The sequence below is a fragment of the Streptomyces sp. NPDC029151 genome (assembly GCF_055564315.1).
This window is the reverse complement of the sequence record NZ_JBVHWQ010000016.1, coordinates 34094-50924: the sequence shown is the minus strand read 5'-3', so window position 1 is coordinate 50924 and position 16831 is coordinate 34094. Positions and strand designations below refer to the sequence as shown.

The window sequence follows — 16831 nt, the reverse complement described above, 5'->3', positions numbered from 1 at the left end:
CGGTCGGGGCGGCTCCGGCGATGGCCCGGGCGGTGCCTGCGGCGCCGCGGCGCCGCGGCGGGAGGCCCGGCAGGGCCGAAGGGCGGCTCAGTCGAGCCAGTGGCTGCGGCCGATGCTGATGAGCCGCAGCTGGCGGGCGGCGAGCTGGGTCACCCGCTCCCGCTCGTCCTCCGGGGCCTCCAGCGCCTCCAGGAACAGGGAGGCGGTGACGAGCATCTGGTCGACGTAGAGGTGCGCGAGCATCAGCAGGTCGTCCTCGCTCCACCCCTCCGCCTCCGGGTCGTTGGCCAACTCGGTCCTCACCTCCTCGGCGAACCGGGCCAGCTGCGCCCGGATGGCCTCGCGCACCGGCTGGACCCCGCCGTGCCGTTCCCGGGCGATGAAACGGACATGTGCGGGGTACTCGTCCACGTGACGGGCGATCAACTCGATGGCACGCGCGATGCGTTCCTCGCTGTCGCCCGTGGTGGACACCGTCGTCCGCACCATCGGATGCAGGCTGCCCAGCGCCTCGTCGACCAGGGCCACGCCGAGGTCGGCGGTCGAGCGGAAGTGCCGGTAGAAGGCGGTCGGGGCCACCCCGACGGCCCGGGTGACCTCGCGCAGGCCGAGGCTGCTCAGGCTCTGCTCCTCCAGCAGGGCGAGCGCCGCGTCGAGGAACGCCTGCCGGGTCTTCTGCTTCTGGGCCTGCCGGATGCCGAGGGTGTGACTCATGTCATCCAGTTAACAACTGTTCTCTGGAATTTGAAAGCCGTCGGGAGCGCTAGACTCGAAGTCAGTGAACAACTGTTACTACAACTGTTCACCGAAATTTCACACCGGCCGAAACACGAGGCACCTAGGAGGGGGATCCGATCCCATGCTGTTCCTCGTCGCCGCGCTCATGCTGCTCGGAGTCGTGCTGGGCACCGTCGCCCACGCACCGCTGACCGTCACCGCCGTCCTGGCCGCCGTCATCGCCGTCTGGCTGGGCGTCTTCGCGATCCGCGAGCGCCACGGCCGTCGCCGCCGCACCTCGGCGAACTGACCGCGGGCAGAACCCGAGACCCAGGGACCACGGACCCAAGGAGCTGAGCACCATGCAACTCACCGCACCGGCCGCCGGCCGCACCGACACCCGCCCGCGCACCCGTGACGCCGACGGCATGGCCGTCGCGTCCTTCATCCTCGGCCTCCTCGGCCTGCTCGTCCTCAACGTCTTCCTCGGGCCGGTCGCCATCGCCCTCGCGGCGGTCTCCCTCTGGCGCGGCACCAGCCGCCGGGGCCGCGCCTACCTGGGTCTCGCCCTCGGCGTCGCCGACCTGGCCGTCCTCGTCGTGGCCATGCAGATCTCGGGCACGGTCTCCTGGAGCCTGTGACCCCGGCGCGCCCCGAGGACGACGGGGCAACCGCGCCTCCTGCCGCACCGGGTGAGCCGCACCGCCGCGGACGGGCTGCGCCGCCGCACCACCACGCCGCCGTGGGCAGTCGTCCCGCAGGGAGGAACGGGTGGGCACGGCAGACAGTGCCGGGCACCTCGTCACCCGGCCCGGGTTCAGCCGACCCGGGGCCCCGAAGACCCACCCGCAGCTAATCCCGGCCGACGCCGACCGCGGGGGCCCGGCGCCGTAGAATCGGCGTCACCATGGCTTACCTCGACCACGCCGCGACCACGCCGATGCTCCCGGAGGCGGCAGAGGCGTTCACCGCCCAGTTGAGCATCACGGGCAACGCCTCCTCCCTCCACGCGTCCGGCCGCCAGGCCCGCCGTACGGTCGAGGAAGCCCGCGAGACCCTCGCCGAAGCGCTCGGCGCCCGCCCCAGCGAGGTCGTCTTCACCTCGGGCGGCACCGAGGCCGACAACCTGGCCGTCAAGGGCCTGTACTGGTCCCGCCGCTCCGCCGACCCGGCCCGCACCCGCGTCCTCGCCAGCCCCGTCGAGCACCACGCCGTCCTGGACGCCGTGCACTGGCTCGGCGAGCAGGAGGGCGCCACCGTGGAGTACCTCCCCGTCGACTCCCGTGGCCGGGTCCACCCCGACGCGCTGCGCGAGGCCATCGCCCGCAACCCCGACGACGTCGCCCTGGCCACCGTGATGTGGGCCAACAACGAGATCGGCACGGTCATGCCGGTCCGTGAACTCGCCGACGTCACCGCCGAGTTCGACGTCCCGCTGCACGCCGACGCGGTCCAGGCCTTCGGCCAGGTCCCGGTCGACTTCGAGGCCTCGGGCCTCGCCGCCATGACCGTCTCCGGCCACAAGATCGGCGGTCCGTACGGCATCGGCGCCCTGCTCCTCGGCCGTGAGCACACGCCCGTACCCGTCCTGCACGGCGGCGGCCAGGAGCGGCACGTCCGCTCCGGCACGCTCGACGTCCCGGCCATCGCCTCCTTCGCCGTCGCCGGCCGGCTCGCCGCCGAGCACCGCGAGTGGTTCGCGCGGGAGATCGGCGCCCTGCGCGACCAGCTGGTCGACGCCGTCCTCACGGCCGTACCGGACGCGATCCTCGGCGGCGACCCGGCACCCGGGGGCCGGCTCCCGGCCAACGCGCACTTCACCTTCCCCGGCTGCGAGGGCGACTCCCTGCTGCTCCTGCTGGACGCCCAGGGCATCGAGTGCTCCACCGGCTCCGCCTGCACCGCGGGCGTCGCCCAGCCCAGCCACGTCCTCCTCGCCACCGGCGCCGACCCCGACCTGGCCCGGGGCACCCTGCGCTTCTCCCTGGGCCACACCTCCACCGAGGACGACGTCGAGGCCGTGGCGAAGGCGATCGGCCCGGCGGTGGAGCGCGCCCGGGCGGCGGGCCTCACCTAGGGCCTCTCTTCCGGATCCTGCCGGGGTCGCGGGGTGCCGACGCTCCGCGTCGACGCCCTCCTCCGCCTCGCAGCCGCACGCACCCGACCCCGCTCAGGTCGGCCGACAGGCACCGTCGCCCGGAGCCGGCCTGATCCGGAGAGAGACCCCAGCCGCACGGCCCACCCGACCGCGGGCCCGCCCGGGCGGCGAGGGCACACTCCGCCCCGGCCTCGCCTCGCGGTTGGGGCCCACGCCCGCCGTGGGCCTTGCCGAGTGCCCCGGGGTCCGTCCCTGCCGTGGGCCTTGCCGAGTGCCCCGGGGCCCGTCCCCGCCGTGAGTCTTGCCGAGTGGCCCGGGGCTCGTCCCCACCGCGGCCTTGTCCAGCGGCCCGGGGTCCGTCCCTGCCGTGGGCCTTACCGAGCGGCCCGGGGCTCGTCCCCACCGCGGCCTTGTCCAGCGGCCCGGCGCCCGTCCCGCCCGTGAGCCTTGTCGAGTGGCCCGGGGTCCGTCCCCACCGCGGCCCTGTCCAGCGGCCCGGCGCCCGTCCCCGCCGTGGGCCTTGCCGAGTGGCCCGGGGCTCGTCCCCACCGCGGCCCCACCCAGCCACCGCGTCTCACCCGGCCGGCCACCGCGTCTCACCGGGCCGGCCACCGGGGCCCTACCCCGCGCGGTGCTCACCCCGCAGCGGAGGTCCTGGCGCGCTCGGTGCGGACCAGGCGCAGGTACCGCTCCCAGTCCCAGAACCGCCCCGGGTCCGTGTGGTCCGTGCCCGGCACCTCCACATGCCCGATGATGTGCTCCCGGTCCACGGGTATCCCGTACCGCCCGCATATCGCCGCCGTCAGCCGGGCCGAGGCCGCGTACATCGCGTCCGTGAACGACGCGGCGTCCTCCACGAAGCCCTCGTGCTCGATGCCGACGCTGCGTTCGTTGTACTCCCGGTTGCCCGCGTGGAAGGCGACGTCCAGCTCGCGGATCAGCTGGGTGATCCGCCCGTCCCCGCGCACGATGTAGTGCGCCGCGGCGCCGTGCGCGGGGTCCTGGAACACCTTCACCGCCGACGCGTAACCGCCCTGGGTGACATGGACGACCACCCGGTCCACCCGGTAGTCCGACGGCCGGTCCGCCCGGCGGTAGTTCGCCGCCGAGGCCGCCACCCAGCGCGCACCCCGGAAGTCCACCGCGCCCGCCACCCGCGGCTTGTCCACCCCGGGCAGCCGCCACCACAGCCGGGACAGCTCCTCCCGGGCCAGCGCCGCCGTGCCCACGGCCGCCGCGAGGCCGCCCGCCAGCAGGGCCCGCCGCCCCAGCCGCCGGTCCCCGTCGCCCGCCGGCGGCCCCGTGGCCGCCCCTGTCGTCGCCCCCATGTGATCGTCAACGGATGTGCGGCCGTCCGGGTTCCCGCGCCCCCGTACTCTGGAAGGGTTATGACTGACACCCCGCAGCGCACCCGCCCCCTCCGCGTCCTCGCCGCCATGTCCGGCGGGGTCGACTCCGCCGTCGCCGCCGCGCGGGCCGCGGAAGCAGGCCACGACGTCACCGGCGTCCACCTGGCGCTCTCCGCGAACCCGCAGTCGTTCCGAACGGGCGCGCGGGGCTGTTGCACCATCGAGGACTCGCGCGACGCCCGCCGCGCCGCCGACGTCATCGGCATCCCGTTCTACGTCTGGGACCTCGCCGACCGCTTCCGCGAGGACGTGGTCGAGGACTTCGTCGCCGAGTACGAGGCGGGCCGCACCCCGAACCCGTGCCTGCGCTGCAACGAGAAGATCAAGTTCGCCGCGCTGCTGGACAAGGCGCTGGCCCTCGGCTTCGACGCCGTCTGCACCGGCCACTACGCCCAGGTGATCGTGAACGCGGACGGCTCCCGCGAGCTGCACCGCGCCTCCGACATGGCGAAGGACCAGTCGTACGTCCTCGGCGTGCTGGACGAGAAACAGCTCGCGCACGCGATGTTCCCGCTCGGCGACACGGTCACCACCAAGGAGGAGATCCGCGCGGAGGCCGAGCGCCGGGGCCTGGCCGTGGCCAAGAAGCCCGACTCGCACGACATCTGCTTCATCGCCGACGGCGACACCCAGGGCTTCCTCGCCAAGCGCCTCGGCAAGGCCGAGGGCGACATCGTGGACGAGTCCGGCGCCAAGCTGGGCACGCACGAGGGCGCGTACGGCTTCACCATCGGCCAGCGCAAGGGCCTGCGGATCGGCACCCCGGCCCCCGACGGCAAGCCGCGCTACGTCCTGGACATCTCCCCGGTCACCAACACGGTCACCGTCGGCCCCGCCGCCGCCCTGGACGTCACCGCGCTCACCGCGATCAAGCCCCGCTGGTGCGGCACCGCCCCCACCGGCCCCGGCACCTACACCGCCCAGCTGCGCGCCCATGGCGGCGAGACCGAGGTGACCGCCGAGCCGGTCGACGGCGAGCTGCGGGTGACCTTCGCCGAGCCGGTCCGCGGCGTCGCCCCCGGCCAGGCGATCGTGCTGTACGACGGCACGCGCGTGGTGGGCTCGGCGACGATCGCGTCCACCACGCGCGCGACGGCGGCGGTCTGAGCCCAGCGGGTCCGCGGGGCCGGGTGAGGCGCCCGGCCCCTCTAGCCCGCGAGGAACTCCGCCAGCACCGGCCCCAGCACCTCCGGCTCCACCATGTGCGTCTGGCCCTGCAGGAGCCGGTAGGTGCCCTGCGGCACGGCCTCCGCGACCGCCTGGGCCGCCCGGTGCATCCACTCCGGGCTCGCGCCGCCCGCGACCGAGAGGACGGGGACACGGACCGCGGCGAGCCGGTCCCGGGGCAGCAGTCCGTCGCCCATGACCGCGTCGTCGTACGCGAGGCTGGGGGCGACGGACTCCATGCCGGCCCACATCGGCGACTGGCGGGCGCGCCGGATCATCTCCTCGGCGAGGCCCGTCAGGCGCAGGAACAGTTCCACCGCGTCCCCGCGCCGGTCCTCGGCGAGTGCCTTGGTCAGCTGCTCCTTGTAGACGGCCTCGCGCGCGGCACCGTCCGCCAGGTGGTCGGCGTACGGCACCTCGTACACCGCCGCCCGGCCGACGGGCAGTCCGCTCGCCGCCGCGTGCAGGACCAGCGCGCCGCCGGAGGAGACACCGAACAGCGCCGCGTCCCCGCCCACCGCGTCGAGCAGCGCGGCCAGGTCCTCCACCTCACGGTCGACCTCGTACGGTGGCGTGTCGCCGCTCTCGCCGCGGCCCCGGCGGTCGTAGACGACGGCCGTGCAGCTGTCCGAGAGGCGCTGCGCCAGGGGCATCATGGTGCCGCCGGTGGACATCGCGCCGCTCACGAGGATCACCGTGGGCCCCTGGCCGGTCACGTGGTACGCGAGGGAGGTGCCGTCGCGGGAAGTCGTCTTCTTGTCCATGCCCGTGCAGACTGCCGTACGACGGCGGACTCACCGGTCAGGACACGTCGGTGTCGTAGAAGCAGTAGTGGTCCTTGATCTCCGCCACCTCCGGCTTCGGGTCCGGGTACGCCCAGACGAGGTCGGGCGCGTCCGGCAGCGACCAGTAGGACGCCGTGCCCTTGAAGGGGCAGACGGTGTGCGTGTCGGAGGGCGTCAGCAGGTCGAGACGGACGTCCTCGGCGGGGAGGTAGTACCGCACCGGACAGCCCGTCTCGCGCAGCTCCAGGGCGCGGTCCGACTCGGCGAGCACCCGGCCGCCGCGCTCCACGCGCACGTGCCGCCCGCTCTTCTCGATGGTGATCGTGTGTCCATGGGTCATACCGGTTCAGCACCCGGACGGACCGTTCTTCTTCCCGCCCCGGCCGGGCACCGTACGGTAGGGAACATGAACATCTGCGTCTTCCTCTCCGCCGCCGACCTCGACGAGCGTTACACGCGCCCCGCGCGCGAGTTCGCGGAACTGATCGGCAAGGGCGGCCACACGCTGGTCTGGGGAGGCTCCGACGCCGGTCTGATGAAGGTGGTGGCCGACGGCGTGCAGGAGGCGGGCGGCAGGCTGCTGGGTGTCTCCGTGGAGTTCCTCGCGAACAAGGCGCGGCCCGGTGCCGACGAGATGGTCATCGCGGCCGACCTCGCCGAGCGCAAGAAGCTGCTGCTGGAGAAGGCCGACGCCGTGGTGATCATGGTGGGCGGCACCGGCACGCTGGACGAGGCCACCGAGATCCTGGAGCTGAAGAAGCACGGCCGCACCGAGAAGCCCGTGGTGCTGCTGAACACGGCGGGCTTCTACGACGGCCTGAGGCAGCAGTTCCACCGCATGGAGGCCGAGGGCTTCCTGCCCCGCCCGCTGGCCGAGCTGGTCTTCTTCGCGGACGAGCCGGTCGGGGCCCTGGCCTACCTGGAGGAGCAGACCGCCGCGCACTGATGCGAGCATGGCGGTCATGGCTACTCATGTGATCACCGGGGCCGGCTCCGGCATCGGCGCGGCCGTGACGCGCCGGCTGCACGCGCGCGGGGACGAACTCGTGCTGCACGCGCGCGACGCGGGCCGCGCGAAGGAGCTGGCGGCCGAGTTCCCCGGCGCCCGCACCCTCGTCGGCGACCTCGCGGACCCGGACAAGCTGTCCTGGGCGTTCTCCCACCAGACCCTCCCGGACCGGGTGGACTCCCTGCTGCACGTCGCCGGCGTCGTCGACCTCGGCGAGGTCGGCGAGCTGACCCCGAAAGCCTGGCGCCACCAGCTCAACGTCAACCTGATCGCCCCCGCCGAGCTGACCCGGCACTTCCTGCCGCAGCTGCGGGCCGCCCGCGGTCATGTGATCTTCGTCAATTCCGGTGCCGGCCTCAGCGCGAACGCCGGCTGGTCCGCGTACGCCGCCTCCAAACACGGCCTCAAGGCCCTCGCCGACTCCCTGCGCCAGGAGGAGCACGCGCACGGCGTCCGCGTCACCTCCGTCTACCCCGGCCGCACCGCCAGCCCCATGCAGGCCAAGGTCCACCAGCAGGAGGGCAAGGAGTACGACCCGACGAAGTGGATCGACCCGGAGTCCGTCGCCACGACGATCCTCATGGCCCTCGACCTGCCCCGGGACGCGGAGGTCAACGACCTGACGGTGCGGCCCGGGCGGTGACGCGGGGGAGCGGGGCCGAGGTCCGGCTCTGGCTGGCCCAGGTGTGGCCGCGGACCGAGGCCGCGCTGGTCCTCGCCGGCGGTGACGTGCGTGCCCCGCTCGCCGGCCGTCCGGTCCTGGGGGAGATCTTCGACGACGCCCGCCTCGCGGAGCTGCGCGGTCTCGCCACCGAGGGGGAGTTCACCGACGACATCTGCCGGTGCCCCGGAAGCCTGACGGTGGCCCTGCTCGACGCCCGGGGCCTGGTCGTCGGATCCGCGAGCCTCCACGGGGGCACGGACCTCGCGTGGGAGCGGGGCCGCTTCCGGAACAATCTCGCCGTGGCCGATCCGCCCGGTCTGCGCGCCCTGTTGCGCCGGTACGGCGCTCACTGGCTGTGAGATCACGGGCCGGCGTTACGTACCCTGCGGGGGTGAGCGAAAACAGCCAGTTCAGGTTCCCAGGAGCCACCGGTGTCGGGTCCCTGCCCGGGGGCGACGCCCGCGAGGCCGCCAAGACCGCCACCGGATCCTTCGAGGACTTCCCGTTCCTGCCGGAGCTGCCCGCGCGCGGGCCCGGTGCCGACATGATCGGCCGTACCGCCGGGATGCTGGTGGAGCTGTACGCGCGCGTGGAGCCCAGCGGATGGCGGATCGGGGACCGGCCCGGACGCGACACCAAGCGGGCGCGGTCCTGGCTGGGGGAGGACCTGGACGCCCTGGAGGAGTTCACCCAGGGCTACGAGGGCGATCTGAAGGTGCAGGCCGTCGGCCCGTGGACCCTGGCCGCCGCCCTGGAGCTGAGGAACGGCGAGGCCGCCCTGGCGGATCCCGGCGCCTGCCGTGACCTCGCCGCCTCCCTCGCCGAGGGCCTGCGCCTCCACCTCGCCGAGGTGCGGCGGCGCGTGCCCGGCGCCCGGCTCGTGCTCCAGCTCGACGAGCCCTCCCTCACCGCCGTCCTGCGCGGACAGGTCAGGACCGCCAGCGGTTACCGCACCCACCGCGCCGTGGACCGGCAGATCGTGGAGGCCACCCTGCGGGACGTCGTCGGCGCGCACGCCGGCGGGCCCGTGGTGGTGCACTCCTGCGCCCCCGACGTCCCGTTCGCGCTGCTGCGCCGGGCCGGCGCGGCGGCCGTCTCCTTCGACTTCGCCCTCCTCACCGAGCGTGACGACGACGCGATCGGCGAGGCCGTCGAGGGCGGCACCAGGCTCTTCGCCGGTGTCGTGCCGGGCACGGACGGCCCGTTGTCAGACCCTGCCGGTAGCGTCATGGGTGTCAGGACGCTGTGGCGCAGGCTGGGCCTGCATCCGGGGCTGCTCGCCGAAGCGGTCACGGTGACTCCGGCGTGCGGCCTGGCGGGGGCCTCCCCCGCCTACGCACGCCAGGCGCTCGCCCACTGCGTCCGGGCGGCGAGATCCCTCGCGGACAACCCAGAGTAACGGGAGGACAACACGGTGGCCGGCGATAAGCAGCAGGCGGAGACGGCAGTGCCCGCCGAGGCACGTGACAAGCACGCGCAGCTCGCTGAGCAGATCGAGGAGCACCGCTTCCGGTACTACGTGAAGGACGCTCCCGTCGTCAGCGACGCGGAGTTCGACCGGCTCCTGAAGTCCCTGGAGGCCCTGGAGGAGCGGTATCCGGAGCTGCGCACCCCGGACTCGCCCACCCAGAAGGTCGCGGGGTCGTACGAGACGGAGTTCACCGCGGTCGAACACCGCCAGCGGATGCTCTCGCTGGACAACACGTTCAACGACGACGAGCTGGCCGCCTGGGCCGACCGCATCGCCCGGGAGCTCGGCGACCAGACGTACCACTTCCTGTGCGAGCTGAAGGTGGACGGCCTCGCCGTCAACCTCACCTACGAGAAGGGCCGCCTCACCCGCGCGGCGACCCGCGGCGACGGCCGCACCGGCGAGGACATCACGCCGAACGTACGGACGATCGCGGAGATCCCGGACCGTCTGGCGGGCGACAAGGTGCCCGACCTGGTGGAGATCCGCGGCGAGGTGTACTTCCCGATGGAGAAGTTCCTCGAACTCAACGAACGCCTGGTCGCGGCCGGCGACAAGCCGTTCGCCAACCCCCGCAACGCCGCCGCCGGTTCGCTGCGCCAGAAGGACCCGCGGGTCACCGCCACCCGGCCGCTGCACATGGTCGTCCACGGCATCGGCGCCCTGGAGGGCTACTCGGGCATGACCCGGCTCTCCCAGGCCTACGACCTGCTGAAGACCTGGGGCCTGCCCACCTCCCCGCACAACCGCGTGGTGGACGACCTCGACGGCGTACGCGGGTTCATCGCCCACTACGGCGAGAACCGCCACTCCGTCGAGCACGAGATCGACGGTGTCGTGGTCAAGCTGGACGAGATCCGCCTCCAGGGGCGGCTCGGCTCCACCGCCCGGGCCCCCCGCTGGGCCATCGCGTACAAGTACGCGCCGGAGGAGGTCAACACCAAGCTGGTCGACATCAAGGTGGGCGTCGGCCGCACCGGCCGTGTCACGCCGTACGCCCAGGTCGAGCCGGTCACGGTCGCCGGCAGCGAGGTCGAGTTCGCCACGCTGCACAACCAGGAGGTCGTCAAGGCCAAGGGCGTCCTCATCGGCGACACGGTCGTGCTCCGCAAGGCCGGTGACGTCATCCCGGAGATCCTCGGCCCGGTGGTGGACCTGCGGGACGGCACCGAGCGGGAGTTCGTGATGCCGGGCGAGTGCCCCGAGTGCGGGACGGCGCTCAGGCCCATGAAGGAGGGCGACATCGACCTCCGCTGCCCCAACGCCCGTGCCTGTCCCGCGCAGTTGAGAGGCCGTCTCGCGTACCTGGCGGGCCGGGAGTGCCTGGACATCGAGCACTTCGGTGACGTGGCCGCCGCCGCGCTCACCCAGCCGCTGGAGCCGGCCGACCCGCCGCTGGTGGACGAGGGCGACCTGTTCGACCTGACGGTGGAGAAGCTGCTGCCCATCAAGGCGTACGTGCTCGACCCGGACAGCGGTCTGCCCAAGCGCGACCCCAAGACGGGTGAGGAGAAGGTCGTCACGGTCTTCGCCAACCAGAAGGGCGAGCCGAAGAAGAACACCCTCGCCCTGCTGGCGAACATCGAGGCGGCCAAGTCCCGTCCGCTCGCCCGCTTCCTGAACGGGCTGTCGATCCGGCACGTCGGCCCGGTCGCCGCGCAGGCCCTCGCGCGCGAGTTCCGGTCGATCGACCGCATCGAACAGGCGACCGAGGCGGAGCTGGCCGCCGCCGACGGCGTCGGCCCCATCATCGCCGCCGCGCTCAAGCAGTGGTTCGCCGAGGACTGGCACCGCGAGATCGTCCGCAAGTGGAAGGCCGCGGGCGTCCCGCTGGAGGACGAGTCGTCCGGCGAGGACGAGGGACCGCGTCCGCTGGAGGGGCTCACGGTCGTCGTCACCGGAACGCTGGAGAACTTCACCCGGGACGGAGCCAAGGAAGCGCTGCAGGGCCGGGGCGCGAAGGTGACCGGTTCGGTGTCGAAGAAGACCTCGTTCGTCGTAGTGGGTGACAACCCCGGATCGAAGTACGACAAGGCGATGCAGCTGAAGGTTCCCGTGCTGAACGAGGACGGTTTCCGCGTCCTTTTGGAGCAGGGCCCCGAAGCCGCGGCCGAAGTCGCGCTTCCGACCGAGGAGTAGCGGTTGAAGGCCACCCGATCGGCGCATATCAGTTGCATACGGGTGGCCCGGGCGCATTCGGGCAACCGTCGGAGACCGCTGCCCGTGGAAGCCTTCCGCGGCCTACTGTTGAGATGTGCGCCTGCCGTGCCCAGCTGCGGCTGGGGCATCGCCGTGCTCTCCAGGAGCGCGGGGAAGGTTTCTTCGACGCGGAGCCGCTGATGGTTGTCGGGCACCGGGCCGCGTGGCGTGGGCACCGCCGGCTGTGAGAGGGACGGGAATGGAACCGACCGAGAGCGCCGCCCCGGACTCACGGCTGCGCCTGCGCCGCCGCGCGGTCGCGTGGCGGGGGTACCGGTGGACGGGGCGCGCCGACGGGCGTACGGGCGCGCAGCCCCGCCCGGCCGGCCCGGGCACCGCCGCCGAGTCCCACGCGCCGCTGCCGGCCATCGAGCCCGCCCGCGGCCTGGCCGGAGCCGACACCGAACGGCAGCCGTCCTGGCCGGCCCTGCCCGCGGCCCTCGTCGCCGCCGCGGGATGCGCCCTGGGCGCCGGCTTCTACCGCGCCTACACCGGCCACCACGCCCTCTTCCCCTGCGGCACCGTCGGCTGGGCGCTGGCCCTGCTGACCGGCGTCATCGTCGGCCACCTCGTCATGCTGGGCCGCGCCCGCTGGTGGGGCGGCACCGGATCGGGCGCCGCCCTCACCCTCGCCGTCCTGCTGCTGTACGGCTGGCTGCCCGCCGGCCTGGTCAGCCTCACCGTCGTCGTCCTGGTCGGCATCGCCCGCCGGCACCGCTGGCGGCAGGGAGTGCTGCACGGCGCGGTGGACGTCCTCGGCATCGGCGCCGGCGCCCTGCTGCTCGGCGCGTTCGGCCGGGTGCCGAGCGTCGAGCACCCCTGGCGGCCCGGCAGCTGGACCGCCGCCACCGCCCCGCAGGTCGTCCTGGTCGCGGTCGCCTACCTCGCGGTCAGCCGCGGCCTGCTGTGGTACCTGCACGCCCCGCGCGGCGGCGGCGTGCCCACCGTCGCCCGTACCGCCCTGGTCAGGCAGGGGCTGGTCGCCGTGGCGCTGCTCGGCATCGCGCCCCTGCTGTGCGTCGTCGCCGACGCCCAGCCGATCCTGCTGCCGCTGTTCGCCATCCCGCTCATCGCCCTGGACTCCACGCTGTGGATGGCCCGCGCCCGCGCCGAGGAGCAGCTGCGCGACCCGCTGACCGGGCTGCCCAACCGGCAGTGGCTGCTGGAGCGGATCTGGACCGCCCTGGACGACGCCGAGCGCATCGGGGCCCGCGCCGCCCTCATGCTGATCGACCTCGATCGTTTCCGTTCGGTGAACGACACCCTCGGCCATCTGGCCGGCGACCGCCTGCTGCTCCAGATCGCCGACCGGCTCCGGCTCGCCCTGCCGCGCGGCGCGGAGGCCGCCCGGCTCGGCGGTGACGAGTTCGCCGTCTTACTGCCCGTCGCCGACTCCACCACGTCGGCCACGCGCGTCGCCCGCGGCCTCGTCTCCGCCCTCAGCTCCCCGCTCGACCTGGACGGACTCACGCTCGTCCTGGAGGCCAGCGCCGGCGTCGCCGTCTTCCCCGATCACGCCCTGGACGCCGAGGGACTGCTGCGCCGCGCCGACGTCGCGATGTACCAGGCGAAGCGGGACCGCACGGGCGTCGAGGTCTACGAGTCCAAGCGGGACTCCAACACCCCGGACCGCCTCGGCCTGCTGGGCGACCTGCGCCGGGCGCTGGACGCGCACGAGGTGCAGCTGCACTACCAGCCCAAGGTCCGCTTCGACGGACAGGTGGCCGGTCTGGAGGCGCTGGTGCGCTGGGTGCACCCGGAGCGCGGCAAGGTGCCGCCCGACGAGTTCATAGCGATAGCCGAGTCCTCCGGGCTGATGCCCCACCTCACCGAGTACGTGCTGGAGACCGCCCTGGCACAGGTCGCCCGGTGGCGCGCCCAGGGGCTCAGGGTGCCGGTCGCCGTCAACGTCTCCCCGCGCGACGTCCACACACCCGGCTTCGCCGGATCCGTCGCCGCCCGCCTCGCCCGGCACGGGGTCCCCGCCGGAGCGCTCCAGCTGGAGATCACCGAACACGTCCTGCTGGAGGACCCGCAGCGGGCCGCCGACACCCTCGCCGGCCTCACCGCGCACGGCGTGAAGATGTCCCTGGACGACTTCGGCACCGGCTACTCGTCCCTGGTCCACCTGCGGCGGCTGCCGGTCAGCGAGCTGAAGATCGACCGCTCCTTCGTGGCCCGGCTGGCGGTCGACACCGAGGACGCCGAGATCGTGCGCTGCACGGTGGACCTGGCGCATTCCCTGGGCCTGCTGGTCGTCGCCGAGGGTGTGGAGGACGACGAGACCTGGGAGCGGCTGCGGGACCTGGGCTGCGACGCGGTGCAGGGCTGGCTGGTCGCCGCGGCGATGCCGCCCGAGGAGACCACGGCGTGGCTGCTGGCGCGGGGGTCCCGCGGCTGGCAGCGACCGCGCGCCGCGCTGCCCGCCGCCGAGTAGGCCCCGCCTCCGGGACGGCCGCACCCCGTCTGCCGTGAAGTGGCCGACCGGCAGCGTCCGCCGTCGCGGGTGCGCGTGCTCATCCGGCCCGGCGGTCCGGCCGGACCCGTGCGACGGCGGCACGACGCCGTCGCCTCCGGGATCCACTTCGCCACCTCGATCGTCGTACCGATCGGTGCGGGACCGCTCCTCGCCGCCGGACGGCATCTCGTACGACGTCACCTCACAGGAGGAGATCCACCGTGTCGCTGTTCGTGCCCAGGTTCGATGAGACCGTGCTCGTCCGGGACGCCGAGGCCGAAGTGGTCGGCGGGGCGCCCGTCGGGGTCAGACTGCTCGCCGACAGCAGCGCCACCGGGGGCGCGCTGTCCACCGTGCGGGTCACGCTCGCCGAGGGCGCGGACGGGGCCCGCCCGCATGTGCACCACAACTCCGCGGAGATGTTCTACCTGCTCGACGGCGAGGCGGAGGTCCTCTCCGGCGACGACGTCGTGACCGCCGGCCGCGGCGACCTGATCGTCGTCCCGCCGGACCGCCCGCACGCCTTCGCCGCCGCCCCCGGCAGCACCGCGGACCTGCTCATCGTCATCGCGCCGGGCGTCGAGCGCTTCGCGTACTTCCGCCACCTGCAGCGCATCCGCCTCGGCGAGGCCACCCCGGAGAGCATCCTGGAGGTGCAGGAGCTGTACGACAACCACTTCCTGAAGAGCCGGGCGTGGGACGGGCGGCGGCGCTGAGCGGGAGGCCCGGGGCAAACCGTTTCACGGGCACGGGTCCCGGCCCCATAGGATTGGGCCCAAACCACACACACTCACCCCAGAGGATCGCTGCATGCCTGGCATCACGCGCGAGGAGGTCGCCCACCTCGCCCGGCTGGCGCGTCTGGAGCTGAAGCCCGAAGAACTCGACCACTTCGCAGGCCAGCTGGACGACATCATCGGCGCGGTCGCCCGCGTCAGCGAGGTCGCCGACCAAGACGTACCGCCGACCTCGCACCCGCTCCCGCTGACGAACGTCATGCGGCCGGACGAGGTCCGTCCCTCGCTCACCCCCGAGCAGGCGCTCTCCGGCGCCCCCGCCCAGGAGCAGCAGCGTTTCAAGGTGCCGCAGATCCTGGGGGAGGACTGATCCCATGACGGACATCATCAAGCTGACCGCCGCCGAGACCGCCGAGAAGATCGCTTCGGGCGAGCTGACGGCCGTCGAGGTCACCGAGGCCCACCTCGCCCGCATCGAAGCGGTCGACGAGAAGGTGCACGCCTTCCTGCACGTCGACCGCGAGGGCGCGCTCGCCCAGGCCCGCGCCGTGGACGACAAGCGCGCGCGTGGCGAGAAGCTCGGCCCGCTGGCCGGCGTCCCGCTCGCGCTCAAGGACATCTTCACCACCGAGGGCGTGCCCACGACCGTCGGCTCGAAGATCCTGGAGGGCTGGATCCCGCCGTACGACGCGACGGTCACCCAGCGGCTGAAGGCCGCCGACGTCGTCATCCTCGGCAAGACCAACATGGACGAGTTCGCCATGGGCTCCTCCACCGAGAACAGCGCCTACGGCCCGACCGGCAACCCGTGGGACCTCACCAAGATCCCCGGCGGCTCCGGCGGCGGTTCCTCCGCCGCGCTGGCCGCGCACATGGCCCCCCTCGCCATCGGCACCGACACCGGCGGCTCCATCCGCCAGCCGGCCGCCGTCACCGGCACCGTCGGCGTGAAGCCGACCTACGGCGCGGTGTCCCGCTACGGCATGGTGGCGTTCTCCTCCTCCCTCGACCAGGGCGGTCCCTGCGCCCGTACGGTCCTGGACGCGGCCCTGCTGCACGAGGTGATCGCCGGACACGACCCGCTGGACTCCACCTCCATCGACGCCCCGGTCCCGCCGGTCGTCGAGGCCGCCCGCAACGGCAGCGTCCGGGGGATGCGCGTCGGCGTGGTCAAGCAGTTCCGCGGCGAGGGCTACCAGGCCGGCGTCGTCCAGCGCTTCGACGAGTCGGTCGAGCTGCTGAAGGAGCTGGGCGCCGAGATCGTCGAGCTGGACTGCCCGTCCTTCGACCTCGCCCTGTCGGCGTACTACCTGATCGCGCCGTCCGAGTGCTCCTCCAACCTCGCCCGCTTCGACGGTCTGCGCTACGGCCTGCGCACGGGCGACGACGGCACCCACTCGGCCGAGGAGGTCACCTCCCTCACCCGTGAGGCGGGCTTCGGCCCCGAGGTGAAGCGCCGCGTCATGCTCGGCACGTACGCCCTGTCGAGCGGTTACTACGACGCGTACTACGGTTCCGCGCAGAAGGTCCGCACGCTCATCACGCGTGACTTCGAGAAGGCCTTCGAGCAGGTCGACGTGATCGTCTCCCCGACGACCCCGACCACCGCCTTCGCGATCGGCGAGCGCACCGACGACCCGATGGCGATGTACCTCGCGGACCTGTGCACCATCCCGACCAACCTGGCGGGCAACGCGGCCATGTCCCTGCCCTGCGGCCTCGCCCCGGAGGACAACCTCCCGGTGGGCCTGCAGATCATCGCCCCGGCGATGAAGGACGACAGGCTGTACAAGGTGGGCGCCGCCGTCGAGGCCGCCTTCGTGGAAAAGTGGGGTCACCCGCTGCTGGAGGAGGCACCGTCGCTGTGAGCGCACTGACCAAGGCCAAGGGCTTCAAGAAGTCCAAGTCCGGTACGTACCTGTCCATGGCCGCCACCGCGTTCGGCGCGGTCGGCGCCATGAAGCAGATCAAGAAGGCCCGCGCCGAGAACGACACGCTGCGGCTCGTCGACGCCGTCGTCACCGCCGCCGGCATCGCCACCGGCCTCGCCATCCTCTACCGCGAGCTGAAGCGGCTGGGCGACGACGACGTCCTGCTGGGCTGAGAGGGAAGTTTTC

18 protein-coding genes are annotated in these 16831 nt (G+C 73.2%); 14 read left to right on the top strand and 4 right to left on the bottom strand.

Annotated elements, in window-relative coordinates; translation table 11 throughout:
• Window positions 1-87 precede the first annotated feature (87 nt).
• Window positions 88-714, bottom strand: coding sequence for a TetR family transcriptional regulator (locus ACZ4VF_RS36255; RefSeq protein WP_467931380.1), 627 nt, complete (start codon window positions 712-714; stop codon window positions 88-90).
• A 145-nt stretch (window positions 715-859) separates the two neighbouring features.
• On the opposite strand from ACZ4VF_RS36255, the gene ACZ4VF_RS36250 reads away from it, so the two are divergent.
• From ACZ4VF_RS36250 to ACZ4VF_RS36240, 3 genes are all read left to right on the top strand, one after another.
• Complete coding sequence (locus ACZ4VF_RS36250) at window positions 860-1027, top strand: hypothetical protein (RefSeq protein ID WP_171152597.1); 168 nt, start codon at window positions 860-862, stop codon at window positions 1025-1027.
• A 52-nt stretch (window positions 1028-1079) separates the two neighbouring features.
• Entirely contained in the window at window positions 1080-1358 is a 279-nt protein-coding gene (locus tag ACZ4VF_RS36245; RefSeq protein ID WP_467931379.1) for a DUF4190 domain-containing protein, read from the top strand.
• Between the two features lie 266 nt (window positions 1359-1624).
• A complete protein-coding gene (locus ACZ4VF_RS36240; protein ID WP_467931377.1) occupies window positions 1625-2794 on the top strand; it encodes a cysteine desulfurase family protein in 1170 nt (389 codons plus the stop codon).
• Window positions 2795-3450: 656 nt separating this feature from the next.
• On the opposite strand, the gene ACZ4VF_RS36235 is transcribed toward ACZ4VF_RS36240, so the two are convergent.
• Window positions 3451-4143 carry an N-acetylmuramoyl-L-alanine amidase gene (locus tag ACZ4VF_RS36235; protein WP_467931376.1) on the bottom strand — a complete coding sequence of 231 codons (693 nt, stop codon included), beginning with the start codon at window positions 4141-4143 and terminating at the stop codon, window positions 3451-3453.
• A 60-nt stretch (window positions 4144-4203) separates the two neighbouring features.
• Between ACZ4VF_RS36235 and mnmA the strand changes: the two genes are divergently transcribed.
• A complete protein-coding gene (mnmA, locus tag ACZ4VF_RS36230) occupies window positions 4204-5331 on the top strand; it encodes a tRNA 2-thiouridine(34) synthase MnmA (protein ID WP_467931375.1) in 1128 nt (375 codons plus the stop codon).
• Window positions 5332-5372: 41 nt separating this feature from the next.
• Here mnmA and ACZ4VF_RS36225 read toward each other — a convergent pair whose 3' ends face one another.
• Together ACZ4VF_RS36225 and ACZ4VF_RS36220 are read right to left on the bottom strand one after the other, a co-directional pair.
• On the bottom strand, window positions 5373-6155 hold the full coding sequence (locus ACZ4VF_RS36225) for an alpha/beta fold hydrolase (protein ID WP_467931373.1): 783 nt from the start codon (window positions 6153-6155) through the stop codon (window positions 5373-5375).
• Between the two features lie 37 nt (window positions 6156-6192).
• Complete coding sequence (locus tag ACZ4VF_RS36220) at window positions 6193-6516, bottom strand: DUF427 domain-containing protein (RefSeq protein WP_467931372.1); 324 nt, start codon at window positions 6514-6516, stop codon at window positions 6193-6195.
• A 66-nt stretch (window positions 6517-6582) separates the two neighbouring features.
• Here ACZ4VF_RS36220 and ACZ4VF_RS36215 point away from each other — a divergent pair, with 66 nt between their 5' ends.
• From ACZ4VF_RS36215 to ACZ4VF_RS36170, 10 genes are all read left to right on the top strand, one after another.
• Window positions 6583-7122, top strand: a complete 540-nt coding sequence (locus tag ACZ4VF_RS36215; RefSeq protein ID WP_467931371.1) for an LOG family protein — start codon at window positions 6583-6585, stop codon at window positions 7120-7122.
• Between the two features lie 7 nt (window positions 7123-7129).
• A complete protein-coding gene (locus ACZ4VF_RS36210) occupies window positions 7130-7828 on the top strand; it encodes an SDR family oxidoreductase (RefSeq protein WP_467931370.1) in 699 nt (232 codons plus the stop codon).
• Complete coding sequence (locus ACZ4VF_RS36205; RefSeq protein ID WP_467931368.1) at window positions 7825-8208, top strand: hypothetical protein; 384 nt, start codon at window positions 7825-7827, stop codon at window positions 8206-8208. The genes ACZ4VF_RS36210 and ACZ4VF_RS36205 overlap by 4 nt, the downstream gene beginning before the upstream one ends.
• 32 nt (window positions 8209-8240) lie before the next feature.
• The gene (locus tag ACZ4VF_RS36200; RefSeq protein WP_467931367.1) at window positions 8241-9248 is read left to right on the top strand and encodes a methionine synthase; all 1008 of its coding nucleotides are present in this window, start codon (window positions 8241-8243) and stop codon (window positions 9246-9248) included.
• Window positions 9249-9263: 15 nt separating this feature from the next.
• The gene (ligA, locus tag ACZ4VF_RS36195) at window positions 9264-11459 is read left to right on the top strand and encodes an NAD-dependent DNA ligase LigA (protein ID WP_467931366.1); all 2196 of its coding nucleotides are present in this window, start codon (window positions 9264-9266) and stop codon (window positions 11457-11459) included.
• Window positions 11460-11718: 259 nt separating this feature from the next.
• Complete coding sequence (locus tag ACZ4VF_RS36190) at window positions 11719-13956, top strand: putative bifunctional diguanylate cyclase/phosphodiesterase (protein ID WP_467931364.1); 2238 nt, start codon at window positions 11719-11721, stop codon at window positions 13954-13956.
• Window positions 13957-14198: 242 nt separating this feature from the next.
• The gene (locus tag ACZ4VF_RS36185) at window positions 14199-14693 is read left to right on the top strand and encodes a cupin domain-containing protein (RefSeq protein WP_467931363.1); all 495 of its coding nucleotides are present in this window, start codon (window positions 14199-14201) and stop codon (window positions 14691-14693) included.
• Between the two features lie 94 nt (window positions 14694-14787).
• Entirely contained in the window at window positions 14788-15084 is a 297-nt protein-coding gene (gatC, locus tag ACZ4VF_RS36180) for an Asp-tRNA(Asn)/Glu-tRNA(Gln) amidotransferase subunit GatC (protein ID WP_031117542.1), read from the top strand.
• 4 nt (window positions 15085-15088) lie between these two features.
• Window positions 15089-16582 carry an Asp-tRNA(Asn)/Glu-tRNA(Gln) amidotransferase subunit GatA gene (gene gatA, locus ACZ4VF_RS36175; RefSeq protein WP_467931362.1) on the top strand — a complete coding sequence of 498 codons (1494 nt, stop codon included), beginning with the start codon at window positions 15089-15091 and terminating at the stop codon, window positions 16580-16582.
• Entirely contained in the window at window positions 16579-16818 is a 240-nt protein-coding gene (locus tag ACZ4VF_RS36170; RefSeq protein ID WP_161292640.1) for a hypothetical protein, read from the top strand. The genes gatA and ACZ4VF_RS36170 overlap by 4 nt, the downstream gene beginning before the upstream one ends.
• Window positions 16819-16831 lie beyond the last annotated feature (13 nt).